18 protein-coding genes, 1 tRNA gene and 3 rRNA genes are annotated in these 25,792 nt (G+C 41.9%); 9 read left to right on the top strand and 13 right to left on the bottom strand.

The window, feature by feature from the left end:
- Positions 1 to 86 precede the first annotated feature (86 nt).
- Complete coding sequence (locus VCASEI_RS13835; protein WP_238321413.1) at positions 87 to 1,295, bottom strand: alpha/beta hydrolase; 1,209 nt, start codon at positions 1,293 to 1,295, stop codon at positions 87 to 89.
- A gap of 191 nt (positions 1,296 to 1,486) precedes the next feature.
- Here VCASEI_RS13835 and VCASEI_RS13830 point away from each other — a divergent pair, with 191 nt between their 5' ends.
- The gene (locus VCASEI_RS13830; protein WP_086963049.1) at positions 1,487 to 2,431 is read left to right on the top strand and encodes an AraC family transcriptional regulator; all 945 of its coding nucleotides are present in this window, start codon (positions 1,487 to 1,489) and stop codon (positions 2,429 to 2,431) included.
- Positions 2,432 to 2,606: 175 nt separating this feature from the next.
- Here the strand turns inward: VCASEI_RS13830 and VCASEI_RS13825 are convergent, their stop codons facing one another.
- Genes VCASEI_RS13825 through VCASEI_RS13815 form a run of 3 tightly spaced genes read right to left on the bottom strand, consistent with a single transcriptional unit; the run spans position 2,607 to position 5,267 of the window.
- Positions 2,607 to 3,401 (bottom strand): ABC transporter permease, encoded by a 795-nt coding sequence (locus VCASEI_RS13825; RefSeq protein WP_086963051.1) that lies wholly within the window; start codon positions 3,399 to 3,401, stop codon positions 2,607 to 2,609.
- Positions 3,394 to 4,161 carry an ABC transporter ATP-binding protein gene (locus VCASEI_RS13820; RefSeq protein WP_086963053.1) on the bottom strand — a complete coding sequence of 256 codons (768 nt, stop codon included), beginning with the start codon at positions 4,159 to 4,161 and terminating at the stop codon, positions 3,394 to 3,396. The genes VCASEI_RS13825 and VCASEI_RS13820 overlap by 8 nt, the downstream gene beginning before the upstream one ends.
- Before the next feature lie 29 nt (positions 4,162 to 4,190).
- Positions 4,191 to 5,267 carry an ABC transporter substrate-binding protein gene (locus VCASEI_RS13815; RefSeq protein ID WP_086963054.1) on the bottom strand — a complete coding sequence of 359 codons (1,077 nt, stop codon included), beginning with the start codon at positions 5,265 to 5,267 and terminating at the stop codon, positions 4,191 to 4,193.
- 307 nt (positions 5,268 to 5,574) lie between these two features.
- On the opposite strand from VCASEI_RS13815, the gene VCASEI_RS13810 reads away from it, so the two are divergent.
- From VCASEI_RS13810 to VCASEI_RS13795, 4 genes are all read left to right on the top strand, one after another.
- A complete protein-coding gene (locus VCASEI_RS13810) occupies positions 5,575 to 6,450 on the top strand; it encodes a pirin family protein (protein WP_086963056.1) in 876 nt (291 codons plus the stop codon).
- 604 nt (positions 6,451 to 7,054) lie between these two features.
- Positions 7,055 to 9,022 (top strand): PTS mannitol transporter subunit IICBA, encoded by a 1,968-nt coding sequence (locus tag VCASEI_RS13805; RefSeq protein WP_086963058.1) that lies wholly within the window; start codon positions 7,055 to 7,057, stop codon positions 9,020 to 9,022.
- Between the two features lie 97 nt (positions 9,023 to 9,119).
- Complete coding sequence (locus tag VCASEI_RS13800; protein ID WP_086963060.1) at positions 9,120 to 10,268, top strand: mannitol-1-phosphate 5-dehydrogenase; 1,149 nt, start codon at positions 9,120 to 9,122, stop codon at positions 10,266 to 10,268.
- A 101-nt stretch (positions 10,269 to 10,369) separates the two neighbouring features.
- Positions 10,370 to 10,900 carry an MltR family transcriptional regulator gene (locus VCASEI_RS13795; RefSeq protein ID WP_086963061.1) on the top strand — a complete coding sequence of 177 codons (531 nt, stop codon included), beginning with the start codon at positions 10,370 to 10,372 and terminating at the stop codon, positions 10,898 to 10,900.
- Between the two features lie 209 nt (positions 10,901 to 11,109).
- Here VCASEI_RS13795 and VCASEI_RS13790 read toward each other — a convergent pair whose 3' ends face one another.
- Positions 11,110 to 11,901: an ABC transporter substrate-binding protein gene (locus tag VCASEI_RS13790; RefSeq protein ID WP_170924608.1), complete on the bottom strand. Its 792-nt coding sequence runs from the start codon at positions 11,899 to 11,901 to the stop codon at positions 11,110 to 11,112.
- A 43-nt stretch (positions 11,902 to 11,944) separates the two neighbouring features.
- Entirely contained in the window at positions 11,945 to 13,057 is a 1,113-nt protein-coding gene (hisC, locus tag VCASEI_RS13785) for a histidinol-phosphate transaminase (RefSeq protein WP_086963065.1), read from the bottom strand.
- A gap of 197 nt (positions 13,058 to 13,254) precedes the next feature.
- Between hisC and VCASEI_RS13780 the strand changes: the two genes are divergently transcribed.
- Genes VCASEI_RS13780 through VCASEI_RS13770 form a run of 3 tightly spaced genes read left to right on the top strand, consistent with a single transcriptional unit; the run spans position 13,255 to position 15,684 of the window.
- Entirely contained in the window at positions 13,255 to 13,398 is a 144-nt protein-coding gene (locus tag VCASEI_RS13780) for a LysR family transcriptional regulator (RefSeq protein ID WP_197709601.1), read from the top strand.
- A gap of 52 nt (positions 13,399 to 13,450) precedes the next feature.
- Entirely contained in the window at positions 13,451 to 14,860 is a 1,410-nt protein-coding gene (locus VCASEI_RS13775; RefSeq protein WP_110410729.1) for an IS4-like element ISPrst1 family transposase, read from the top strand.
- Positions 14,857 to 15,684: a LysR substrate-binding domain-containing protein gene (locus VCASEI_RS13770; RefSeq protein WP_110957808.1), complete on the top strand. Its 828-nt coding sequence runs from the start codon at positions 14,857 to 14,859 to the stop codon at positions 15,682 to 15,684. Before VCASEI_RS13775 ends, VCASEI_RS13770 begins: the two co-directional genes overlap by 4 nt.
- A gap of 7 nt (positions 15,685 to 15,691) precedes the next feature.
- Here the strand turns inward: VCASEI_RS13770 and VCASEI_RS13765 are convergent, their stop codons facing one another.
- Positions 15,692 to 16,885, bottom strand: coding sequence for a YbfB/YjiJ family MFS transporter (locus tag VCASEI_RS13765; RefSeq protein WP_110957807.1), 1,194 nt, complete (start codon positions 16,883 to 16,885; stop codon positions 15,692 to 15,694).
- 124 nt (positions 16,886 to 17,009) lie between these two features.
- Entirely contained in the window at positions 17,010 to 17,774 is a 765-nt protein-coding gene (locus VCASEI_RS13760; protein ID WP_110957806.1) for a hypothetical protein, read from the bottom strand.
- Between the two features lie 543 nt (positions 17,775 to 18,317).
- Here VCASEI_RS13760 and VCASEI_RS13755 point away from each other — a divergent pair.
- Positions 18,318 to 19,100 carry a TSUP family transporter gene (locus VCASEI_RS13755; protein ID WP_110957805.1) on the top strand — a complete coding sequence of 261 codons (783 nt, stop codon included), beginning with the start codon at positions 18,318 to 18,320 and terminating at the stop codon, positions 19,098 to 19,100.
- On the opposite strand, the gene VCASEI_RS13750 is transcribed toward VCASEI_RS13755, so the two are convergent.
- The 5 genes from VCASEI_RS13750 to VCASEI_RS13730 all read right to left on the bottom strand — a co-directional run bounded on the left by VCASEI_RS13750 (position 19,051) and on the right by VCASEI_RS13730 (position 25,226).
- Complete coding sequence (locus VCASEI_RS13750; RefSeq protein ID WP_086963074.1) at positions 19,051 to 19,896, bottom strand: LysR family transcriptional regulator; 846 nt, start codon at positions 19,894 to 19,896, stop codon at positions 19,051 to 19,053. The genes VCASEI_RS13755 and VCASEI_RS13750 overlap by 50 nt on opposite strands.
- A 190-nt stretch (positions 19,897 to 20,086) precedes the next feature.
- Positions 20,087 to 20,202, bottom strand: a 5S ribosomal RNA gene (gene rrf, locus VCASEI_RS13745).
- A gap of 139 nt (positions 20,203 to 20,341) precedes the next feature.
- Positions 20,342 to 23,229, bottom strand: a 23S ribosomal RNA gene (locus VCASEI_RS13740).
- 307 nt (positions 23,230 to 23,536) lie between these two features.
- A tRNA-Ala gene (locus tag VCASEI_RS13735) sits at positions 23,537 to 23,612 on the bottom strand.
- Between the two features lie 57 nt (positions 23,613 to 23,669).
- A 16S ribosomal RNA gene (locus tag VCASEI_RS13730) occupies positions 23,670 to 25,226 on the bottom strand.
- Together the 16S, 23S and 5S rRNA genes with 1 tRNA gene alongside form the textbook arrangement of a ribosomal RNA operon.
- Between the last annotated feature and the right edge of the window lie 566 nt (positions 25,227 to 25,792).

Raw genomic sequence — 25,792 nt, 5'->3', positions numbered from 1 at the left:
AAGCCGGATTCAATTAATTAGTTAATAGGGCAAAAATCGCTCTTATGCCCATACCAACCATGTAACGACAAATAGCTAACTATCGATTAAGCGAGATGTTGTTTGAAGAAACTGGTGAGCTTGTCAAACGGAATGACATCCATTTGATCATATAAATCAATATGGCTAGCACCGGGAATAATCATTAACTCTTTTGGCTCAGCAGCATTCTCATAGGCCGTTTCACTAAAATAACGTGAATGTGCTTTTTCACCATGAATGAACAGAATAGGACGTGGTGAAATTTCTTTAATGTAAGTTAATATCGGCATGTTTATAAAGGATAGTGGTGTAGTTTGCGACCAAGCATTACCCGAGTTCACTGCACGTGGGTGATAACCGCGTGGTGTCATATAGTACTCATGGTAATCAACCATAAATTGAGATTCGCCACCTTTCAATACGTTGTAAGGTGCTTGATAGGCTGGCGTGCCATTGTTTGCATCTTGCCAACGTTGTTGGTTCAGTTGCGCTAGTACCTGTGCGCGCTGCTCTAGAGTGACACTGTCGTTATAACCCTTAGACATAACGCGGGTCATGTCGTACATAGTGCTGGTGACAACAGCTTTGACACGTTTATCGACGGCGACCGCATTTAGTGCCATACCACCCCAACCACATACACCTATCATCCCGATACGCTCACGATCCACATTTTCTTGTATACCAATACAATCTACTGCAGCGCTAAAGTCTTCCGTATTGATATCAGGTGATGCAATGTTACGCGGCTCACCACCACTTTCACCTGTGTAAGACGGATCAAAAGCAAGCGTAACAAAACCACGCTCAGCCATTGTTTGAGCGTAAAGACCTGACGATTGTTCTTTCACTGCACCAAAAGGTCCACCAACAACTATCGCTGGTAATTGACCTGAGGCATCCTTGGGTTGGTAAAGGTCGGCAACGAGAGTAATACCATAGCGATTTTTGAATGTGACTTTTTTATGATCGACCTTGTTACTTTTGGCAAATTTTTTGTCCCATTCATCGCTTAACTTTAATGATGATTGAGCAAAAGCTTGAGTTGATACTATCGTGCTCAAACCTAAAGCAATAACGCTTGCTCCAGTCATTTTCATCATATTTCTACGTCCTTCATTGGCTTCATTTTTTTTAGAAGTAATGCTGGTATTTTTAATGGATTTATCCATGGTTTTCTCCTGATAAATTGAGCGAGTATTGCTGAGCACACCTTGCATAAAACGTTCAAATATTGGAACGTCATGAGTCTTTACTACCCGTGTGATAGGCATTCATATTTGCCATAAATAATGAAATAAAGGCGATGGTTTGTTTTACTAGTATTTAGTTTTACAGTTTTGTCCGATTTACGTTAACAAGATCCTACTCAATGCTTGCCTAATACACCGAATGGATAAAATTTCAGGTGACTCTAGGTATGGATCGACCTATTATTAAGTAAATCCAATTTGAGGAATATTGAATGATTGCTCAACACGAATCGAGAGCTGAAAATAAACAGTTAGATATAAATATCAGTGATATGCAGGCTAAGTTAGCTAGGATTATCGAGCAAAAAACGGTAGGCAATGAAGATAGTTCTACGTTAATTGAAAGCTTGTCTCTGTTTCGTCGGGAAGTGGTCGCGAAACCTTGCGCTTGTACAATTGAACCAAGTGTTCTTTTTGTCGTGCAAGGAACTAAGCAGTTGTTAGTTGGAGAGCAAAACTTCACCTATGATACACAACATTTTTTACTCAATTCATTAGATATGCCTGCTAGCTCGCAAGTAATCGAAGCCAGTTTGGATAATCCTTGTTTAGGGTTGATGTTAAAAATTGATATGCAGCTCATGGCCGATATTATTGCTCAAAATGGTATGAATTCTCCTCATGATAGTCCTATCAATGGAAGCTCTGCCATAGGAGCCGTTACGTCTGATTTATTGGCACCGTTTATTCGGTTATTAGATCTACTAGATGAGCCTGAAGCTATTACAACACTTTCGCCACTCATCGTGAGAGAAATTCATTACCGCCTTTTAACTAGCGATCTTGCTAGTCGGATTTGGCAGATTGCATCATCGGGAAATCAAGCTAATCGAATATCTAAAGCCATAGGTTGGCTTCGAATGCATTATTCCGAACCATTAAATATTGAAGAGTTGGCTTCACATTTACAAATGAGTACGACGACCTTGTATCACCATTTTCGTAAACATACATCGATGAGTCCTTTGCAGTATCAAAAATGGTTACGATTAAACGAAGCCCAACGTCTGATGCTTAACGATAATTCCGGTGCATCAAGTGCAGCATTTCAAGTAGGCTATGAAAGTCCTTCACATTTTAGTCGTGAATATACTCGGCTTTTTGGAATATCGCCTAAGCGACATATTGAGATATTACGAAAAGGAACAAATCAATAATTTGGCCATCATGTCATTATTTAATCTAATTCATTTGATAAGTATATTTTCTGATCTGAATAGGGCCTCAGTTGGTTTTGTGCTTAACACGAAATTGTCCAAAACCAAATAAAAAAATGCCCCACGAGACAAATAATCTTCGTGGGGCATTTATCGCCATATCAATAATTAAATTCTAACGCCACTTCAACAGCCGCTTTTCTACTTGTCCAATTACAAAGCTAATAATGATGCCAAGCAGAGACAATATCGCCACACCAGTAAATAAACGATCGAGATCGTACAGCGAACCAGCTTCAAGAATATACGCGCCAATACCATATTCAGCGCCAAGCATTTCCGCAGCCACCAGCAAGATTATCGCAATCGCTAAACTGACACGCAAACCGGATAAAATGCCCGGCATGGCACCCGGCAGTACGATTTTACGCACAATTGAAAACCACGACATTGAGAAGCTCTGCCCCATACGAATGAGCGAACGATCAACATTATCAACCGCGCCGTAAGTGGCAACGACGGTTGGAGTAAAAGTACCAAAAGCGATGAGAGCATATTTAGACGCTTCATCAATCCCAAACCAAATCACAAACAATGGCAATAATGCGATTTTAGGTATCGGAAAAATCGCCGAGATTAATGGTACTAACCCTGCTCGCGCTAATGAAAACAAACCGATCATTAACCCTAAGCTGATGCCGAGCAACACACCAATACTCGCCCCCACGGCTAAACGAGTTAATGACGGCAACAGTTGTTGCCATAACAAACCGCTTTGATAAAGATCGACAAAGGTTGCCCACACCTTAGAAGGTTGAGGAACGGTTAGTGGTGACAGAAATCCAGAGCGAGAACCTAACTCCCACAACGCAATCAATGCTACAAATACAATAACGCCAACCCAAGGTTTCGGCTGAGGAGCAAAGCCACCACCGCGAAATGGCACCGGTTTTTGAGTTAAGTTATCCATTGATCAACTCTCCTTCTGCGGCCATCGCTTCATCTCGCATTAAGTTCCATAAGTAAGATTGCTTTTGGGCTAACTCAGCATCTCCCGCATGGCGCTCATTCAATGGTGTGTCAATTACCACCACTTCATGAATGCAACCAGGGCGGCGCGATAGCACCACAATTTTATGCCCAAGACGCACCGCTTCATTTAAGTTATGCGTGACGTATACTGCGGTGAAAGGTGCTTTGGTCCACAAACCCACCAAATCATCCATTAATAATTCACGGGTTTGGCTGTCGAGTGCCGACAAAGGTTCATCCATCAACATCACTGCCGGTTTCACCGCTAAAGCACGCGCAATTGCCACTCGTTGTTTCATTCCGCCGGATAATTGTGTAGGGAGTGCGTGTCGAAAATCACTTAAATTGGTGCGCGCCAGAACATCCGTAATAATGCTCTGCACTTGTGCTTTTGGGAGCTTATGATCTTCCAGTACCACACTGATATTACCTTCCACCGAGCGCCAAGGCAGCAATGCAAAGTGTTGAAATACATAAGTAAGTGGATTCAAACAGGCCTGTGGCGGCTCGCCCACTTGTAACACATTCCCACTGCTCGCTTGCTCTAAACCGCCAATTAAACGTAATAAGGTCGATTTTCCGCAACCAGAAGGACCCACAATACACACAATTTTTCCGGTTGGGATATCCAAGTTAATATCACGCAGTACTTCCATTTGTCCGTACGAATGACCCAGCTGTTCAATACTTAAATTCATAATGTCCTTGGTCGTTATTTAATGGGTACTTATTTAGTCGGCTCTTTTTTCGCATCCATTGATTTTTCATCAATCGTTTTCACATAATGAGTATCGACAATGTCGGTCAGTTTAATTGAAGTGTTAACCATCTTACCTTTTTGGAACCAATCTAATTGATTTTGTAACGATGCCATATTTAGGACGTTATCAGCATTTAAACGCATTGAACCATTGATGATGCTTGGTGCTGCTTTTTCTAAAGGCTGATCAGTATAGATATATTTATGGATCAGTTTCACCATATCCTCTTCACCTTTTTGACCAACAGTATGATCAATCATAGCCGCATTATAATCTGCCGCCCCTTTCGCAATGGCCGTTAGGAATGCTTGAGTTTGATCGCGTTCTTGAGTTGCATTATGGGTAGAGGTGAAAATGGTGGTGACTTGGTAATTAGGCAAGTAATCCGACACATTACCAATAATATGAACCGCGCCAGCATCCGCCAAAGGCTTAGCAATATGTGGCACAATCGACCATGCATCTACTTGGCCTGATTTCATTGCTCCAATAATCGCGCCGACTTTTTGCAATGGTTTAAAGTGCATGGTGATATGATCTTGCGCTTCAATTTGTGCGCCAACATAATGGAACGACGATCCTTTCTGGGAAATCGCCCACGTCTTGCCATCGAGTTTAGATGGATCTGTCACGCCAGATTCAAACGCTTTATTGGAAACCACAATCTTTTGACCACTCACCTTCGGATCTTCCGACAATGAACCACCGATGATTTTGATCGCGCCTTTATCAGCCAAGGAAATCAAACCACCCGACATTGCGGTCACCGCATAATCAACATCTTTAGATGCTACCGCAACTGCCATTGGTTGCGCCGCTTGAAAGAATTTCAGTTTCACATCCAAACTTTGCTGCTTAAAGTACCCACGTTCAAGCGCAACAAAGGTTGCAGCATGGCTGGTGAAGTGTAGTGCGCCAACAGTGATTTCTGTGTTTTTAACAGCAGCGGTATCTTGCGCGAAAGCGTTAGTGGTATACATAGTGGATAAAGCAGCAAGTGAGCCAATTAAGGCCAGTAAAGGTTTTTTTTGAAGGTTGAACATCCTGTTCTCCATGACGGTTATCTTTATCGTTATATTAATGCAAAATATATTTATAAATTGTTACAAATCTGAGGCATATCACTAAGCTATGTCATTTTATAAGTGGAATCAATGATCATGACAGTCCCCACCGCACACTCTTCGCTTAAAGGTGCATTCATAGCCGCTGCATACATCGCACTTACATGCATGACCACTTTTGTTGTTCGATTTTTTCGAACAAGTTAATTTATCTACCCCCATCATCAAGCACAATATCTTGCCCTATTATGAATGCATATTAACTAACAACCATCCCGAGGTAACTATGTCTCAATTAAATCAACGTCCCGTGCATTTCGTCATGCAATCTCAAAATACATCCGATGGTGATGGGGTAAAAATTCGTCGTGTTGCTGGTTTTAATAATAAATACTTCTCACCGTTTTTAATGGTGGATGAATTAAAAGCTGACGACAAAAAAGATTATGTGGGTGGTTTCCCTCCACATCCCCATCGCGGTATAGAAACCTTAACCTATATGATGAATGGACACTTTCAGCACAAAGATCATATGGGCAATGTAGGCGAATTACGCAGCGGTGGCGCACAATGGATGGCAGCCGGACAAGGCGTGATCCACAGCGAAATGCCGATCATGGAAGATGGTCAATTACACGGTTTTCAGATTTGGATTAATCAACCAGCACGCGACAAAATGAAGCCTGCTAAATATTTTGATTTTCAGCCTGAATCAATTACTGAAAAATTTATAACCGAAACGAACCTGCTGCGTATTTTATCGGGTGACTTAGTCGCCAATGGTGAACCACTACAAGGCCCATTAACGGACACGGGTGTTCCAGCTACCGTGGCCGATTGGAAAGCCCAAGCAGGCAGCACTATTTCACTCAAAATACCCAGTCACCATAATGCACTTATTTATGTCTATAAAGGTGATGTGACTGTTTCAGATAAATCATTAAAGCAAAGTGATTTTGCCATCATGAAACCTATTACCCCATTGGATAATAGCCATGATGAAATTGAAATAACATCGGATTCTGATACGGGACTGCTGATTTTTGTGGGTGAACCTATTGACGAACCCGTCGTCCACTATGGCCCATTTGTGATGAACAGTATGGATGAAATTAACCAAGCTATTAATGATTATCAAGCGGGTAAATTTCATCAATATTAAAAAGTACACTGAAGGTTCATGATTATTTAATACCCAAAGATTAAGATATCAGTCTAAAATTTATCTATTGTGCTTCTGATTCGCATCAGCCCGTAAGGGACATAATAAGCCACTCCCTGCCTATCCCTATAAGCAGGGATTTTTTTGTCTATAATAGCAACAAAGACATCACTTCACTTTTCGTTACTTAATTACACAACACCCAACCATTCATCCTATGAATTATTTTATAAATCTAAATAAATAAATTCGCGTGATATATATCACTAAAAATTTTAAGAAAAGGATGGGCATTTATTATTTAGTGACATCAATCACAATAAATATCACCGAGCATCAAGCGATAATTGTGATGCAGATCACCAATAATCGGAGGGGTAAATTGAAATTATAATAATGTAATAAAATTACATTAAATATCTGCAAAATAGATCGCATTTTTAATTCAAAAATGATGCAGAAGTACGAATAAAGTCACAAAAAACCCGTTATCAGTTCTAATTTAATATTATGTGGTAAATTGATTGAGTACTAAGCAACCAGCGGTTTTTGCGAACCGTATTACAACAACAATATAATTTAAGAACATCAAACGGGAGTCGTTATGATATCACCTGATGCTAAGATCAAGATACAAAATTTTGGTCGTTTCCTCTCTAACATGGTTATGCCCAACATAGGTGCGTTTATCGCCTGGGGCTTTATTACTGCTTTATTTATTCCAACTGGTTGGCTGCCAAATGAAACTTTAGCGTCGATGGTTGGCCCTATGATCACTTACTTACTACCATTACTGATAGGTTATACCGGTGGTAAATTAGTCGGCGGGGAACGTGGTGCAGTTGTCGGCGCAATTACGACAATGGGCGTAATTGTCGGGACGGATATTCCAATGTTCATGGGGGCAATGATGGTCGGCCCGATGGGAGGTTGGGCAATCAAAACTTTCGATAAGCGTGTTGAAGGAAAAGTAAAAAGTGGCTTTGAGATGTTAGTGAATAACTTCTCTGCCGGTATTATCGGCATGGTTTGCGCCATTATTGCCTTTATGCTTATTGGTCCATTCGTTAAAGTTTTATCTGGCGTATTGGCCGCGGGGGTTCACTTCCTCGTGAATGCTCATTTACTTCCTTTAACATCCATTTTTGTTGAGCCTGCAAAAATCCTCTTCCTAAACAATGCCATTAACCACGGTATTTTTTCACCACTTGGTATCCAACAAGCCACTGAAACAGGCCAGTCAATTTTCTTCTTAATTGAAGCGAATCCAGGGCCAGGTTTAGGCATCTTATTAGCGTATATGTTCTTCGGTAAAGGTACCGCAAAACAAACAGCAGGTGGCGCATCCATCATTCATTTCTTTGGCGGTATTCACGAAATTTATTTCCCATACATTTTAATGAATCCACGTTTGATCTTAGCGGCAATTGCCGGCGGTATGACCGGTGTTTTCATTTTAACAGCCTTTAATGCTGGGATTGTTTCCCCCGCTTCTCCGGGTTCTATTTTTGCTGTTTTATTAATGACACCAAAAAGCTCGATGATTGGTGTTCTATGCTCTATTTTTGGCGCCGCAATGGTGTCATTTACGGTTGCCGCGATTTTAATGAAATCTCAACGAACAACAGACGAAGATGGTGGAAAAGATTCTCTAGAAAAAGCCACATCTCAAATGAAAGACATGAAAGCGGGGACTAAAGGCGACAAGCTCACAGCCACTCACAACAAAACCGTAAGCCAAAGCGGTAACTTAGATATGTCTAAAGTCACGAGCATTATTGTCGCGTGTGATGCGGGCATGGGTTCAAGTGCAATGGGGGCAAGTTTATTACGCAAAAAAATCCAGCAAGCGGGTTTGAATATTAGCGTGACTAACTTAGCCATTAATAATTTGCCAGAAGGGGTTGATATCGTGATCACTCATAAAGATTTAACCGACCGTGCCCGTAAACATGTACCAAATGCTTACCACGTATCACTAGTCAATTTTTTAGACAGTGAAATGTACAACCAACTTGTCACTCAGTTACTGGCTGCGCAGCGCCCACAAGCTGCAAACGATAATCAAGCCATCAAAATGTCGATTCTTGCCGCAAATGATGAAAGTTTTGAAGAGCAAACCCCATCCGTTTTTAATATCGAACGTAAAAATATTCACCTCGGGTTACACGCCTCCAATAAAGAGGACGCCATTCGCTTTGCAGGCAACCAATTAGTTGAACTGGGCTACGTCCAACCAGAATATGTTGATGCAATGTTCGAGCGTGAAAAACTCGTGACCACTTATTTAGGTGAATCAATTGCCGTGCCCCATGGCACCGTTGAAGCCAAAGACAAGGTGCTAAAAACAGGCATTGTCATCTGCCAATACCCTTCTGGCGTAAAATTTGGAGAAGAAAAAGACGACATCGCTAAATTAGTCATTGGTATTGCGGCTAAAAATGATGAACATATTCAAGTGATTACTAAAATTACTAATGCCCTTGATGATCCAGAGACCATCGAGAAATTAACCACGACCAAAGATATCGAAGAGGTTCTTAATATTCTTCAAGGCCATGAAGCAGCCTAACAAGAAACAAGAAATAAGAACGAGGTCAGTACGTTCCCCCTATGCGTTTGACCTCACTTTTCACCTTCGATTAACCCATATTGGTAGGTACATAATTATGAAAAATGCAGTTCATTTTGGTGCAGGTAATATTGGTCGTGGCTTTATTGGAAAACTCTTAGCCGATGCTGATGTTCAAGTTACTTTCGCTGACGTCGATGCACCATTAATTGACCAGATTAGCCACAAACAAGAATACAAAGTTAAAGTGGTCGGAGCGACATGCCGCACCGATACGGTTAGCCACGTCACGGCTGTCAATTCAGCTAGTGACGATGTTATTGACCGAATCGCCCACACCGATTTGGTCACCACGGCGGTTGGCCCTAACGTGTTAGATATCATCGCTAAAACCATAGCAAAAGGGATCACTAAACGCTTTGCAGCAAGTAATGAAAGCCCACTCAATATCATTGCTTGTGAAAACATGATCCGAGGTACCACCCATTTAAAAGGGGAAGTTTACAAGTACCTTGATACCAGCCTACATGCTAAAGCAGACGAACTTATTGGCTTTGTCGATTCAGCAGTTGACCGTATTGTCCCACCCGCAGAAGCGGCGAATGATGATCCTTTAGGAGTCACCGTTGAAAGTTTCAGTGAGTGGATTGTCGATGAAAGCCAATTTAAAGGTGACATACCTGATATCGCTGGCATGGAAAAAACCGATAATCTCATGGCTTTTGTTGAGCGTAAACTTTTCACGCTGAATACTGGCCACTGCATTACCGCTTATTTAGGGTGCTTAAAAGGCCACAAAACGATTAGAGAAGCCATTGAAGATCCGGAAATTTACTTTGATGTCAAACAAGCCATGCAAGAAAGCGGAGCTGTGCTTATTAAACGCTACCACTTCGACCCTACGCTGCATGCTGCGTATATTAATAAAATTTTAGAACGATTCGCTAACCCCTATTTAGTCGATGAAGTCAGCCGCGTTGGCCGCCAACCAATACGAAAATTAGGTGAAAATGATAGGCTAATCAAACCATTACTCGGTACAATTGAGTACAACACAGCAAACGAAACCCTATTAAAAGGGATTGCTGCCGCTTGTAAGTATCAAAATGAAACCGATCCACAAGCGGTAGAGTTACAAAAAGCGATTAAAAATCAAGGTATTAAAAAATCACTTGCCGATTATACTGGCCTTGATGAAAGCAGCCTTGAAGTCCAAAAAATTGAGCAGATTTATAAGCAACTGTAATCAATACGGCTTCTAAGCGATAAGTTGGTGCCTTTACTTTAAGGCATCAACTCGACAAGCCAAACTGTCTGGCTTGATATTTCCATTAATTAGACTGATTTATGACCGAAGAACTGAACGAAACAGAAATCATTGAACGTTTAAACCATGCCCCAACGGTAAGAGGATTTTTCATCCAAACCGTTGAAATTTTTAATGATGCCATCGATGCACTCATCAAACGAATATTTCGTAAAGATAATTTTGCGGTGCAATCCGTCGTCGGCCCACTGTTACAAGATTCAGGCCCTTTAGGGGATCTCAATGTCCGTTTAAAGCTTTTATTCGGACTTGGGGTACTGCCTGATGGGATTTATCACGATATTGAAGACATCATTAAACTCAGAAATAAACTCAATAGTGATGGGTTAGAATATTCCTTTACTGACCCCATCATCTTAGAAACCATTAAACGGCTCCACCTTGTCAGTAAACTCAGCATGGTTCCCCTGCAAATCACGGAACCTGATGATGATATTGATTTGGAATTTTACCAACTGCAATTACAACGCCAACAACAAGTCATCAAATCTGGCCTATCATTAGCAATTGTTGATATTTGCCATGAATTAAAAAGAGACAGCCCATTCTAATCGCTGCGCTAAAACCGACTGGCTAGTCCACATTACTCTATAATCTCATGGCTCTATCACCTCATTGTTCTCTTATTTTAGACTCATCAATAACAAAAAACGGCACAGAAAAATCTGTACCGTTCCTTTTAGGTTTATCCGCTATGCCAGAGTCATTACATTTGCAACGTCAAGTAAGATGGATATAAACGTTTAATGCAATCGGATTATTACTCCCCATAGATATCAAAGTTAAAATACTTCGACGCTATTTTGTCGTAAGTTCCATTTTGACGAATTTCAGCAATCGCCTTGTTGAACGCTTCGGCAAGTTTCTTATCTTGTTTACGAAGCGCAAGTGCCGTGCCTTCTCCAACATAAGCTTTATCGGTGACTGGCGCGCCTACTAAAGCAAAACCTTTACCAAGCGGCTTATCTAAAAAGGCCAATTGAAGTTGGTCTGCATTCCCAAACGCGGCATCTAAGCGGCCACTTTCTAAATCAAGATACACTTCATCTTGGCCTTTATAGCGTTTAATATTTGCAACATCTCCGAATTTTTCAGTTACGTAGTTATCATGAATAGTACCAATTTGAACACCAATATTTTTTCCCGTTAAGCCCGATACATCCATAGTAAAATCGGCATTACTTTTGGCGACAAAACGTGCGGGAGTTTGGTAGTACTTATTGGTAAATAGAATACGCTTCTTGCGCTCTTCGGTAATGCGCATAGAAGCCATGATCACATCTGATTTACGTGCAAGTAAAGCCGGTATCAGCCCATCCCAATCTTGAGTCGTCCACTCACATTTAAAGTTTGCTGCCTGACATAAAGCAGCCGCTATCTCAATATCAAATCCAGCAGGTTGACCATTAGCATCTTTATAATTAAAAGGTGGGTAAGTAAAATCAGAGGCTAGACGCACCACTTGTTGATCGGAAGCTTGTTGATCGGAAGCTTGAACAGGTAACCACCACATAGAGCACACTGCCATTGCAAGCGTCATTATTTTTTTCATCTTAAAATCCTTTTTATTATTTTTTGTTATTTACGAAGGAAAATCATTCGGTAAAATGCTTTAGCGCTTCAAAAACTTCCACCATACTGGCTTTGCTGCCAATCGAAATTCGGACACAACCTTCAACACTGGATTCATTCGCAGGGCTTCTTGCGACGATGCCTTGGCTGATCAAGTAATCATACATATTGGTTTGCCCACGAAATCTCACCAACACAAAGTTAGTACTAGAATCATAGATCGTCTGCACGATAGGTAATGACGACAGTGCTTCTATAAACCAATCCCGCACTTCAATTAATCGTTCTGTCTGCTGGTTCATTTGTAAGATCCCTCTTTCAGATAATGCTTTTTGAGCAATTTCAGCACTAGGATCCGCAATAGGGTATGGGGCAACTAAGCGCGAAATGTAGCTCATCACGCTAGAATCGGCCAATAAAAACCCCACTCGAATGGCAGCTAAACCAAATGCTTTCGATAGCGTTCTAATCACGATTAAATGAGGATACGTTGCCATAAGATGTACGGCCGAAGTGTGTGGAGCAAATTCAATATAGGCTTCATCAACCACCACTAAAGAAGTGTTTTTGCTCGCCTCTAATAAATCCATTAAATCATTTTGGTGAAGTACATTACCGGTTGGATTATTCGGTGAGCATAAAAACACAACACTGGTTTGTGGTAATTGTTTTTTTATCGCATCCACATTTAATTGAAAAGTATCAAGCAGAGGAACTATCGCCGTATTCACTGCAAAGGCATCGGCACAAAACTCATACATTCCATAAGTCGGTGGACAAATAAGAATTTGATCATGACCAGGCTGGCAAAAGGTTCGAACGATTAAATCAATAGCCTCATCGGCGCCTCTAACCGCAATTATTTCCGTTGAAAGTGACAATGCCCCATCTAATTGCTGCTCACAATAACGCTGATAATCTGCCGCAATATCATGAGGTAAAAAATCAGGATAACGATTGTAATGGGCATTTTTACCACCATCGATATCACCGTATTGGCAACATGATTCCAATTCATTGGCATTTAACCATAAATGCCCTGTATTTCCTGTTTGACGAGCAATACGCCTAGCCGATTGATAAGGTATGAGTTTTTCTACTGCTGGCGGGACTAATTTATCGGCTAAAGAACTCATTACTACTCTCTTATAAAATCAAAAAATGAATGAAATACATGAAAAAATAAATATAAATTCTTATTAAGTGAATTTATATTTAGTTCGATTCTAAATATACAGAGTGACGTTGATTTGAGAATCGATATATTGACATACTAGACATGCGAAAATAACATACCTAGCTTAAGTGCCCGTAATCTATAACAAGGATCAACATGTCACATCGACTCCCTTCGACGAAAGAACTACACGCTTTTGTGATCACTGCGGAAGAATTAAACTTCACATCAGCAGCTCAACGCTTAAACCTTACTCAAGGGCTGTCTCTTATACACAAATCATTATTTCTGGAACTTTAACGACATTCATAGATCAGATCTCCCATTGATGAGTCTGAATTAAGGAATAAACATGATTGTCAAAGCTGCTGAGTGGGCACAGAATAATTTTGGTAATGCTGAGCTAGGTGATAAAAGACGGACAAAACGACTCGTTACTTTAGTTACTGACTTAGTCAGTAACATTGGTATGTCGGTAGTAAAATCATCACAAACATCGGACAAAATTGAGGCTGCTTATCGCTTTATTCGAAATGAAAAAATCAAGGCTCAAGATATTGAAACGTCAGCATTTAACACTACAGCAGAGCTCGTTAACAATTATGATTTATTGCTTGCTTTAGAAGATACAACATCCCTTAATTTCAGTTATAAATCCGTCAACCCTGAACTTGGCCCTTTAGGGAATAGTACAAAAGCTAGGGGGATGATGGCTCATTCTGTATTGTTATTTGCACCAAATGAACAAAATGTTGTGGGCCTTATCGAACAACAGCGTTGGTGCCGAAGCCTCTCCTCTCATGGTAGAGGAAGTAAACATTTAGAATATAAATATGAAGATAAAGAAAGCTTTAAATGGCAAAGAGCTTCAACTCATGTTGCCAAGAGACTTAAATCGAATATGAGTAAAGTTATATCTGTCTGCGATCGTGAAGCAGATATTTATGAATATCTTCGATATAAAACTCAAAATAACCATCGTTTTGTTGTTCGTTCGATGCAAAGTCGGAGACTCACAGAGGAAAACAATAAACTCTATTCTTTTTCAGAAAATTTAGTCAGTGTTGCTCAAAGAACAATTTGCATATCTCAAAGAGGCGCAACAAAAACCTCAGCAGCTAGGAAAAAGAGATTAGTAAACTGCGATATCAAATACTCACCTGTTACATTAAAAGTTCCGGGGAATAAGCGCGGTAATCTTGAAGATATAAGTCTTTATTATGTTGGCTGCCATGAGAACTCAACTGGCTCTAAAGAGCCATTGAGATGGCATTTATTGACTTCTGAAAAAATCAATAATGCTGATGACGCAAAGCGAATCATAGAGTTCTATGAGAAAAGGTGGCTAATTGAGGACTACCATAAAGCTTGGAAGTCTGGGGGGACAAAAGTCGAATCATTACGCATGCAGACAAAAAATAGCCTTGAAAAAATGACTGTCATATTGTCATTTATTGCTATTAGGATTCAGCAGCTTAGGTATGTAGGGTTAAATAAAGATAAAGCTAAAAATACCAGTTGTGAAACACTATTGACGCCTTTGGAGTGGAAGTTACTTTGGATAAAAGTTGAAGGTGTACAACCTCCTAAATTAACGCCCAATATTCATTGGGCTTACATTAGCCTAGGTAAATTAGCAGGTTGGAACAATAGTAAACTAACAGGGAGAATAAGTTGGATCACCCTATGGGAAGGATGGTTTAAGTTGCAGACTTTGGTTGAAGGATATCGAATAACCCAAGACTTCATTTTTGATTTGTGATCAAGAGACAGACTCAAGGGGCGGTCAGTAGACAGATCCTCGCTCTCGAACAACGCCTAGAGATCTCGTTATTTCAACGCCATGCAAGAGGGTTATACTTAACAGAGAAAGGGGCTGAATTCTTACCATTAATAGAAACAGCATTAAATCAAATTCAGCGAGCAGTCGAGAAAATCTCTCACGATAAGCACACCATAAGGCTAAAGGCACCAAGTTGTATTACCTCTTGGCTATTACCTAAACTGATGCAATTCCAGCAAACCCACCCTGATATTGATGTTGAGCTTACTTCTTCCATCAACCATAAAGTCAACTTTTCAACGGAGCACTTTGATGCCGCAATTGGTTATGGTGAGTTAGACAAATTACCAAAATTAGACCATCAGCTTAGTAGTGAACTGCTTTTTGAAGAAAAACTCACACCGATGTGCTCACCGAGTTTATTAACAGGAAGCTCACCGCTCACATTAGAAACATTCGCGGATGTAACTTGGCTGCATGCTACTCCAGACCAATCAGATTGGAAACTTTGGCTTAAACAGCTCAGTAACAACTTACATCGTCCAGAAATTACCAGCATGAGAGCAAAACAAAACCAACACTTCGCAACATTAGATCTCTCTATCAATGCGGCCATTCAAGGATTTGGTATGGCTATCGGTGATGTGACATTAGCAAAAACAGAGTTAGCGATGGGAAGACTCACCACCCCTCACTCCTTAGCAGTTTCTTCCGGAAAAGGGTATTTTTTAATGAGACCAAAATCATCGTTTAACCCAAATTTAGATCGCTTAATAAACGAATTGTTACATCGACCATTGTAAATAAGCCCTAGTTTTGCCTTAACACTTCTAGCAAGCCTTGTTTCTTCTGGCTCATTTGAATACATATAAAACCGAAAAACATGACAATAGAACCCAATAGAAATAGCCAATGGTATTGCCCGACCCAGTCATAAAAGGCCGACATCATAAGTCCAGATAACGCTTGGGCTGCGGCAAAGTACGCAGTAGCCACCCCCCAATACTTTTTATGTTGAACCGGGGAAACTAATTCAGAAAGCCGTCCTGACACTAAAGTCACAATCGCTGGAATCATAGCGCCGACAATAAACGACGACATATATCGAAAAACCGTCTCCGTTGAAAAAAACGGCAATAAAATAGCGATTGTAAATAATAAGAATGCAATAGAAAGAGAATGCCCCCAACCAATCCTGTAAGCCAATTGCCCAGCAAGAAGCGCCCCAAACACCGCACCAATCCCTAAAACTCCCCATTGAAATGAGGCTTCTTGCGTCCCAAGACCTTGTTCTCTTGCTAAAAAATCCACCCAAAAAACGGTATGTGGTATAAAACCCGCTGCGTCTAATCCATAAGCAATAAAGACAAAGAAGATAACAACAGAAACGGATTTCGAAGGTGCTTTTGCATCCTCATGAGGCTGTTTATTTTGTGCTATTCGATGAAGATGCCTCATTCCCCAGCTTGCAATAAACATGGCGATGATCGTCATTCCACACAAAATCATCCAACTGGTACTTAACCCTTGAGACACTAGAATAGGGGCTAAAAGCGACGAAAATAAAATTCCAAAACCAATTCCAGTAAATATACACGATCCCACAATAGGTCGGCGCTCCGCAGGCGTTGACATTAAAGCGTACGAGGGAGCCACCACCATTAATGTCGCGCCAGCCGAACCAGCCACAAATCTTAATATAGCAAACATCCAAAATGGTAAGGGTTGATGACTTAACGCTAAACTTAAGGCAACCAACACAAAAGAAGCGAGGATCGTTCTTATCACGCCAAAACGCTCAGAAACTCCATGACTTCGCCATGCCCCTACAAAATACCCAACCAGGTTTGCAGCGCCGAGATAAGCCGCTTCCGATTGCGTGAACCAGGATGATTCAATTAATGATGGAATAAAAGGAGTATAAGCAAAACGTGAAATGCCAATCCCAATAAAAGTCGCCATTAAGCCCATCAATAAAGCCGGCCATTCGGAGTTTTTTATCATATCGATCTATTCCCTTATCCTTGATATTCCTAATTAGAAAACTGCTGAACATTACACATAGCAAACGGCGGCGCTCTTCAATCAGCTGTATTATTCGACATAGTTAATGTAGTAAAAATGGGCATCACTTAAACCTAAGTAAAGCTGGAATAGACAATAATCCCCACCACAACATCGATAACAATGACACGATAAAAATAAAGCTCGACATATTGACCGACCAATTAAATATCGCCAGCATCCATTGTTGATGATGCAGATTAAATGAATACGAAAAAAACCATAACAGGAATACTATAATCATCACTATCATCGAACCTTTTAGTGCATTTTTAAAATCAGCTCGACTCGGAATACAGTGAAAACATAATAAAGATACAATCAACAACCATCCCGCTCCTTCATATGAATGAGAAGCGTACTGGACGATTTGATAAGTAATGTGCCAAATGTAGTTAAAAACCTCAGAACAAATATTTCTCACATTTGCCATATCGACATTCAACACAAAAGTATCCACAACGCCAAGTTTAAAGTGATATTGTAAAAATTCAATTAACAAGAATGCAGTGCATAACGGGGCAAGTGCAATAAAAAAAACACCTGTAGATTGATACACCGAACGCCTGTTCCATTGATGTTCAACATAACCGAATCGCCCATCCTTACCGAGCTGAAAAAGTTGTATTGCTTTAATCCGATGTCCAAAAACTATCGCTACTAGTGCATGAGACAACTCATGTATCGGAGTACCAAAGAACGCTGATACATAAAACATCCCTTTTGAAACTGAATTACCTAATATCTTTCTTGAACATAGCCAACTGAATAGTTGATGAATGACAATAATGAGGGATACAGCACTTAGCAATACAAATAAACCAATCATCAATAAACTCTAAATCAAAAAAATCATCTTACACGAATCAACATTCTCTTGACGACAACAACAAGGATATTTGAATAAAATAAATTCAAGTCATTTATATTTCGTCAAATGTATAAATAGCGTTAATAATAGATATATGACTTTAATCATTAGAGCTCCACATGCCAAAAACAATAATTTATTCTTAGTTTACCAACCACTTGTAAGCAGTAAAACCAACCAAATGTTGGGGGAGAGAGAGGCATTAATACCATCACTGATTTTGCATTAAAACGTGCATTAATGGATTGGAAAACCGTGATGCATAAAACGTATCTCCACATCAGCGTTAACCTCCCACCCTCTTATTTAGTTGATAAAAAATGTTTAGAAGCTTTCAACTTCTATCAGAAAAATTCAAGGAGCTGTCCTAAATATAATTAACAATAGACCTCAACAATATAACTGATGAAAATATGGAATAGTTAACTTTCCTTCCTTTTGCTAATTAGACGTTAGCTTCAATGATATATTGACGTTATTGCTCATATCTAAGGAAAGAAAATGGATTTATCATTTGAAATGATGGCTCTGCTAGTCGCAGTGGCCGCTGTCGCAGGATTTATTGATGCGATGGCTGGTGGAGGTGGTTTAATTACCCTACCAGTTCTTTTAGCGGCTGGCGTACCTCCAACTCAGGCTCTTGCTACAAATAAACTACAAAGTTCATTTGGTAGTTTTTCTGCCAGTTTATATTTTATACGCAGCGGTGCAGTAAAACTTCAATCTATGTGGTTATCGATTGTATGTACTTTTATTGGAGCTGCATTAGGCGCTGAAGCGGTTCAACATATCAAACCTGATATTTTAATGAGTTTAATTCCTATCGTTCTAATCGCCATTTCCAGCTATTTTCTTTTTTCTTCTTCAGTCACTCCTCATCCGGAAGATAAGCCCAAATTATCAGAAGCTGCATTTGCCTTCATCATTGGCGGCGGTGTTGGCTTTTATGATGGATTTTTAGGGCCTGGTACTGGTTCTATTTTTGCCGTTTGTTTTGTCGCAATTGGAAGGTATACACTGGTAGCCGCAACCGCGAGAACCAAAGTTCTCAACTTTACGTCCAACATTGCTGCCCTATCTTTTTTTATATTGGCCGACCTGCCAATTTGGGAGCTCGGACTAACCATGGCAATTGGTGGTTTCATTGGTGCTCGCCTTGGTGCAAAAGTGGTTCTCGGTAGCGGTCAAAAATGGATCAAACCTTTAGTTATTATCATGTCAATGACAATGGCACTCAAGCTTTTGTGGGAACAACATCAGCAATGGCTGCTATCATTGCTTTAACTCTTTCATTCCTATGAGTATTAGAGCGTAAGCATAAATTGATAGGACGAAACAGCGGTACTAACTCAGGAAAATTAAAACAATACTTCGGCTCAATATTCAACGTTTTAATCACAGAGAGTGGCACAAGCGCCGATGCTACTCCTCCCAAAGCCAATTGAGCCGAGGCTGTATAAGAATCCATTTCCATTAAAGCATTAATTCCTAATTGACTTAAAATATCCAATTGATAACGGTTAGCAGGGTTTGACAAATCATTCGTTATCAGTTGCTTAGGTAGGTCATATATCGAATCCCTACTCACAATAACAAATGGTTCATCCCATAAATGTAATGCTTTCAGTCCATGTAGCATTGAAATATGTCCAGCACAAAAGCCAACCGTTGCTTTTCCCGATTGAACTCTTTCTACAATTCTTGGCGTATGATGTGTGCTAATTCGAATTGCTGGATCTCGCTTTAAATACTCTCCCATCATGCCATTAAGATAGCCTGCCACTAAAGTTTCAGAGCAATCGAGATTGATTAATGTGTCATCTTGAAAAGTATGTTGATCAAATATCTGTCCTTGTAGTTCTTGGAACGTCGGACCAATATTCATAATCAGTTCTTGCGCGTCAGCGGTTAAGCGAACATGCCTACCATCTGGAACAATCAACTTTTTACCCAGTTTTTTTTCAAGTAAAGCGATCCGTTTACTCACTGCTGACTGGCTAATATAAAGTTGGCTCCCCACACGACTCATGGTCTTTTCATTACTAAGAACCAGTAGTGTTTCAATGCCTTCAAGTAACATAAGATCAATGTAAATTAGGAATAGATAAATAATGATAACGCAGATACATGGCGATAAACCATATATTAATAACTAAAATAAACAAAGATTGCTTAAAATAAATACATTTTTTGTTTAGGGCATGAAATAATTAAAAATTTTCATCAGACGAAAAAAAACCGCTAATTATTAGCGGTTTCTTTTAAATCAAGCCTGGCGATGTCCTACTCTCACATGGGGAAACCCCACACTACCATCGGCGCTACTTCGTTTCACTTCTGAGTTCGGCATGGAATCAGGTGGGTCCAAAGCGCTATGGTCGCCAAGCAAATTCTTTTGTTAAACGCATAAGCGTTTAACTTAATTCGGAAAGCTGCTGTTATCTCTAACTCGTTCTCACACTCATTCAAGTATCTATTCGTATTTCTTACTCTATTCAGTCCAGCCAAAACCCTTTAGGTGTTGTATGGTTAAGCCTCACGGGCAATTAGTATTGGTTAGCTCAACGCCTCGCAGCGCTTACACACCCAACCTATCAACGTCGTAGTCTCCGACAACCCTTTAGGACGCTTAAAGCGCCAGGGAAGACTCATCTCAGGGCTCGCTTCGTGCTTAGATGCTTTCAGCACTTATCGATTCCGAACTTAGCTACCGGGCAATGCCATTGGCATGACAACCCGAACACCAGAGGTTCGTCCACTCCGGTCCTCTCGTACTAGGAGCAGCCCCCTTCAATCTTCCAACGCCCACGGCAGATAGGGACCGAACTGTCTCACGACGTTCTAAACCCAGCTCGCGTACCACTTTAAATGGCGAACAGCCATACCCTTGGGACCGACTTCAGCCCCAGGATGTGATGAGCCGACATCGAGGTGCCAAACACCGCCGTCGATATGAACTCTTGGGCGGTATCAGCCTGTTATCCCCGGAGTACCTTTTATCCGTTGAGCGATGGCCCTTCCATTCAGAACCACCGGATCACTATGACCTGCTTTCGCACCTGCTCGAATTGTCATTCTCGCAGTCAAGCGGGCTTATGCCATTGCACTAACCACACGATGTCCAACCGTGTTTAGCCCACCTTCGTGCTCCTCCGTTACTCTTTGGGAGGAGACCGCCCCAGTCAAACTACCCACCAGGCACTGTCCTCACCCCAGATAATGGGGCTAAGTTAGAACATCAACACTACAAGGGTGGTATTTCAAGGTTGACTCCACATCCACTGGCGTGAATGCTTCAAAGTCTCCCACCTATCCTACACATGTAGGGTCAATGTTCAGTGCCAAGCTGTAGTAAAGGTTCACGGGGTCTTTCCGTCTAGCCGCGGGTACACTGCATCTTCACAGCGATTTCAATTTCACTGAGTCTCGGGTGGAGACAGCGTGGCCATCATTACGCCATTCGTGCAGGTCGGAACTTACCCGACAAGGAATTTCGCTACCTTAGGACCGTTATAGTTACGGCCGCCGTTTACCGGGGCTTCGATCAAGAGCTTCTCCGAAGATAACCCCATCAATTAACCTTCCGGCACCGGGCAGGCGTCACACCGTATACGTCATCTTACGATTTTGCACAGTGCTGTGTTTTTAATAAACAGTTGCAGCCACCTGGTATCTGCGACTCCCGTCAGCTTAGAGAGCAAGTCTCATCACCAACAAGAGCGTACCTTCTCCCGAAGTTACGGTACCATTTTGCCTAGTTCCTTCACCCGAGTTCTCTCAAGCGCCTTGGTATTCTCTACCCGACCACCTGTGTCGGTTTGGGGTACGATTTCTTACAAACTGAAGCTTAGAGGCTTTTCCTGGAAGCATGGCATCAATGACTTCACTACCGTAGTAGCTCGACATCGTGTCTCAGCCTAACAATTTCCCGGATTTACCTAAGAAATTAGCCTACGCACTTGAACCTGGACAACCATCGCCAGGCCCACCTAGCCTTCTCCGTCCCCCCATCGCATTTATAAGAAGTACGGGAATATTAACCCGTTTCCCATCGACTACGCTTTTCAGCCTCGCCTTAGGGGTCGACTTACCCTGCCCCGATTAACGTTGGACAGGAACCCTTGGTCTTCCGGCGAGGGAGTTTTTCACTCCCTTTATCGTTACTCATGTCAGCATTCGCACTTCTGATACCTCCAGCAAACTTCTCAGTTCACCTTCAACGGCTTACAGAACGCTCCCCTACCCATCCTAGTAAACTAGGATGCCGCAGCTTCGGTGTATAGCTTAGCCCCGTTACATCTTCCGCGCAGGCCGACTCGACCAGTGAGCTATTACGCTTTCTTTAAATGATGGCTGCTTCTAAGCCAACATCCTGGCTGTCTGAGCCTTCCCACATCGTTTCCCACTTAGCTATACTTTGGGACCTTAGCTGGCGGTCTGGGTTGTTTCCCTCTCCACGACGGACGTTAGCACCCGCCGTGTGTCTCCCGGATAGTACTTACTGGTATTCGGAGTTTGCAAAGGGTTGGTAAGTCGGGATGACCCCCTAGCCTTAACAGTGCTCTACCCCCAGTAGTATTCGTCCGAGGCGCTACCTAAATAGCTTTCGGGGAGAACCAGCTATCTCCAGGTTTGATTGGCCTTTCACCCCTAGCCACAAGTCATCCGCTAATTTTTCAACATTAGTCGGTTCGGTCCTCCAATTGATGTTACTCAATCTTCAACCTGCCCATGGCTAGATCACCTGGTTTCGGGTCTATACCTAGCAACTCGACGCCCAGTTAAGACTCGGTTTCCCTACGGCTCCCCTATACGGTTAACCTTGCTACTAAATATAAGTCGCTGACCCATTATACAAAAGGTACGCAGTCACACCACGAAGGTGCTCCTACTGCTTGTACGTACACGGTTTCAGGTTCTATTTCACTCCCCTCACAGGGGTTCTTTTCGCCTTTCCCTCACGGTACTGGTTCACTATCGGTCAGTCAGGAGTATTTAGCCTTGGAGGATGGTCCCCCCATGTTCAGACAGGATATCACGTGTCCCGCCTTACTCGTTTTCACTTAGTATGCGTTGTCGGTTACGGGGCTATCACCCTGTATCGCGGCACTTTCCAGAGCCTTCACCTGACGCATATAAAGCTTAAGGGCTAATCCAATTTCGCTCGCCGCTACTTTCGGAATCTCGGTTGATTTCTCTTCCTCGGGGTACTTAGATGTTTCAGTTCCCCCGGTTCGCTTTATTAACCTATGTATTCAGTTAATAATACGTGCTTATGCACGTGGGTTTCCCCATTCGGAAATCGTAGACTCAAGTGGCTTTTACTGCCTAATCTACGCTTATCGCAAGTTAATACGTCCTTCATCGCCTCTGACTGCCTAGGCATCCACCGTGTACGCTTATTCACTTAACCATACAACCCAAAAGGGTCTTTATGTATGTTCAACTAAATAAGGTTTAGTTTTTGTTTATTTTGGAGGGTAATCCAAAATAAACGATTTGCCGGACTCAATAGAACAAACCATTACTGGTTTGTAGAATACAAGACACTTGAATGTGTGTTGTTACTTATTACTTGCAAGCAAGCAATAAGATTTGAGAACTTTTATTAAGATAAACAGTAAATGTTTATCTAGTCAGCTTTCCAAATTGTTAAAGAGCAAGTTAAGCCTCTTTCGAGGTAACCATGTTTAAACATTCTTAGTAAAAACATTTAAAGATGGTGGAGCTATGCGGGATCGAACCGCAGACCTCTTCGCTGCCAGCGAAGCGCTCTCCCAGCTGAGCTATAGCCCCTTAACTTTTATAAACCTAATCAATCTGTGTGGGTACTCATCAATAATAAATCTTTCGTAAGGAGGTGATCCAGCCCCAGGTTCCCCTAGGGCTACCTTGTTACGACTTCACCCCAGTCATGAACCACAAAGTGGTAAGCGTCCTCCCGAAGGTTAAACTACCTACTTCTTTTGCAGCCCACTCCCATGGTGTGACGGGCGGTGTGTACAAGGCCCGGGAACGTATTCACCGTGGCATTCTGATCCACGATTACTAGCGATTCCGACTTCATGGAGTCGAGTTGCAGACTCCAATCCGGACTACGACGCACTTTTTGGGATTCGCTTACTTTCGCAAGTTCGCTGCCCTCTGTATGCGCCATTGTAGCACGTGTGTAGCCCTACTCGTAAGGGCCATGATGACTTGACGTCGTCCCCACCTTCCTCCGGTTTATCACCGGCAGTCTCCCTGGAGTTCCCGACATTACTCGCTGGCAAACAAGGATAAGGGTTGCGCTCGTTGCGGGACTTAACCCAACATTTCACAACACGAGCTGACGACAGCCATGCAGCACCTGTCTCAGAGTTCCCGAAGGCACACCTGTATCTCTACTGGTTTCTCTGGATGTCAAGAGTAGGTAAGGTTCTTCGCGTTGCATCGAATTAAACCACATGCTCCACCGCTTGTGCGGGCCCCCGTCAATTCATTTGAGTTTTAATCTTGCGACCGTACTCCCCAGGCGGTCTACTTAACGCGTTAGCTCCGAAAGCCACGGCTCAAGGCCACAACCTCCAAGTAGACATCGTTTACGGCGTGGACTACCAGGGTATCTAATCCTGTTTGCTCCCCACGCTTTCGCATCTGAGTGTCAGTATCTGTCCAGGGGGCCGCCTTCGCCACTGGTATTCCTTCAGATCTCTACGCATTTCACCGCTACACCTGAAATTCTACCCCCCTCTACAGTACTCTAGTTTGCCAGTTTCAAATGACCTTCCGAGGTTGAGCCCCGGGCTTTCACATCTGACTTAACAAACCACCTGCATGCGCTTTACGCCCAGTAATTCCGATTAACGCTCGCACCCTCCGTATTACCGCGGCTGCTGGCACGGAGTTAGCCGGTGCTTCTTCTGTTGCTAACGTCAAGCAACGCCGCTATTAACGACGAAACCTTCCTCACAACTGAAAGTACTTTACAACCCGAAGGCCTTCTTCATACACGCGGCATGGCTGCATCAGGCTTTCGCCCATTGTGCAATATTCCCCACTGCTGCCTCCCGTAGGAGTCTGGGCCGTGTCTCAGTCCCAGTGTGGCTGATCATCCTCTCAGACCAGCTAGGGATCGTCGCCTTGGTGAGCCATTACCTCACCAACTAGCTAATCCCACATAGGCGTATCCTAACGCGCGAGGCCCGAAGGTCCCCCGCTTTGCTTCTTTCCTTTAACAGAAAGGAGATTATGCGGTATTAACAGTCGTTTCCAACTGGTATCCCCCTCGTTAGGGCAACTTCCTATGCATTACTCACCCGTCCGCCGCTCGACGCCGAAGGTGCAAGCACCTTCTCGTTTCCGCTCGACTTGCATGTGTTAGGCCTGCCGCCAGCGTTCAATCTGAGCCATGATCAAACTCTTCAATTAAAGTTTTGTTGATGCTTTCGCATCGGCTCAATGATTACTGACTTCAAACTCATTTCTACCGAGGTAGAAAGTAACTTTAAAGTTTATTATCATTTCCCAGCAGGAAATGATAATGAATTGACTGTGCCGCTATTATTACTTTCACTTTAAAAAGTGAAATCAAACAAGCTCAAAGCTGTTCTTATTAATAGCCGTTTGGTCACTCAGTTCATTGATACCAAATTTTCCTTCACTTTTTAAAAGTGAAAATAAACTGTTTTGATTATCATCAACGAGTGCCCACACAGATTGATAGGTTTAAATTGTTAAAGAGCTTTCTTCATCGCTATCTACTACTTAGACAACCCGGTTACCGTTTCGGCTTTCCGTTGAAGAGGTGCGCATTATAGGGCAGCTCAGATCATTAGCAAGTGTTTATTTATATAATTTTAAAAAAAGACACTAAATGCTTATTTTTCACTCAAAAATACATTATTTGTTCATTTTACGAACTAAAAATAAAAGTTAACCTAAATTTTTCATCTAACTCGAAACAGAAAACCCTTATCATTAACAATAGAAATCGA

The organism is Vibrio casei (assembly GCF_002218025.2).
Taxonomy (GTDB): domain Bacteria; phylum Pseudomonadota; class Gammaproteobacteria; order Enterobacterales; family Vibrionaceae; genus Vibrio; species Vibrio casei.
The sequence above is the reverse complement of the archived record's forward strand: the minus strand, read 5'-3'. Positions and strand labels throughout refer to the sequence as shown.

Bases quoted from the DNA above. Each gene is read 5' to 3' on its own strand.
- VCASEI_RS13835 (WP_238321413.1), bottom strand. From the start codon at position 1,295: ATGCCTATCACACGGGTAGTAAAGACTCATGACGTTCCAATATTTGAA.
- VCASEI_RS13830 (WP_086963049.1), top strand. From the start codon at position 1,487: ATGATTGCTCAACACGAATCGAGAGCTGAAAATAAACAGTTAGATATA.
- VCASEI_RS13825 (WP_086963051.1), bottom strand. From the start codon at position 3,401: ATGGATAACTTAACTCAAAAACCGGTGCCATTTCGCGGTGGTGGCTTT.
- VCASEI_RS13820 (WP_086963053.1), bottom strand. From the start codon at position 4,161: ATGAATTTAAGTATTGAACAGCTGGGTCATTCGTACGGACAAATGGAA.
- VCASEI_RS13815 (WP_086963054.1), bottom strand. From the start codon at position 5,267: ATGTTCAACCTTCAAAAAAAACCTTTACTGGCCTTAATTGGCTCACTT.
- VCASEI_RS13810 (WP_086963056.1), top strand. From the start codon at position 5,575: ATGTCTCAATTAAATCAACGTCCCGTGCATTTCGTCATGCAATCTCAA.
- VCASEI_RS13805 (WP_086963058.1), top strand. From the start codon at position 7,055: ATGATATCACCTGATGCTAAGATCAAGATACAAAATTTTGGTCGTTTC.
- VCASEI_RS13800 (WP_086963060.1), top strand. From the start codon at position 9,120: ATGAAAAATGCAGTTCATTTTGGTGCAGGTAATATTGGTCGTGGCTTT.
- VCASEI_RS13795 (WP_086963061.1), top strand. From the start codon at position 10,370: ATGACCGAAGAACTGAACGAAACAGAAATCATTGAACGTTTAAACCAT.
- VCASEI_RS13790 (WP_170924608.1), bottom strand. From the start codon at position 11,901: ATGAAAAAAATAATGACGCTTGCAATGGCAGTGTGCTCTATGTGGTGG.
- hisC (WP_086963065.1), bottom strand. From the start codon at position 13,057: ATGAGTTCTTTAGCCGATAAATTAGTCCCGCCAGCAGTAGAAAAACTC.
- VCASEI_RS13780 (WP_197709601.1), top strand. From the start codon at position 13,255: ATGTCACATCGACTCCCTTCGACGAAAGAACTACACGCTTTTGTGATC.
- VCASEI_RS13775 (WP_110410729.1), top strand. From the start codon at position 13,451: ATGATTGTCAAAGCTGCTGAGTGGGCACAGAATAATTTTGGTAATGCT.
- VCASEI_RS13765 (WP_110957807.1), bottom strand. From the start codon at position 16,885: ATGATAAAAAACTCCGAATGGCCGGCTTTATTGATGGGCTTAATGGCG.
- VCASEI_RS13760 (WP_110957806.1), bottom strand. From the start codon at position 17,774: ATGATTGGTTTATTTGTATTGCTAAGTGCTGTATCCCTCATTATTGTC.
- VCASEI_RS13755 (WP_110957805.1), top strand. From the start codon at position 18,318: ATGGATTTATCATTTGAAATGATGGCTCTGCTAGTCGCAGTGGCCGCT.
- VCASEI_RS13750 (WP_086963074.1), bottom strand. From the start codon at position 19,896: ATGTTACTTGAAGGCATTGAAACACTACTGGTTCTTAGTAATGAAAAG.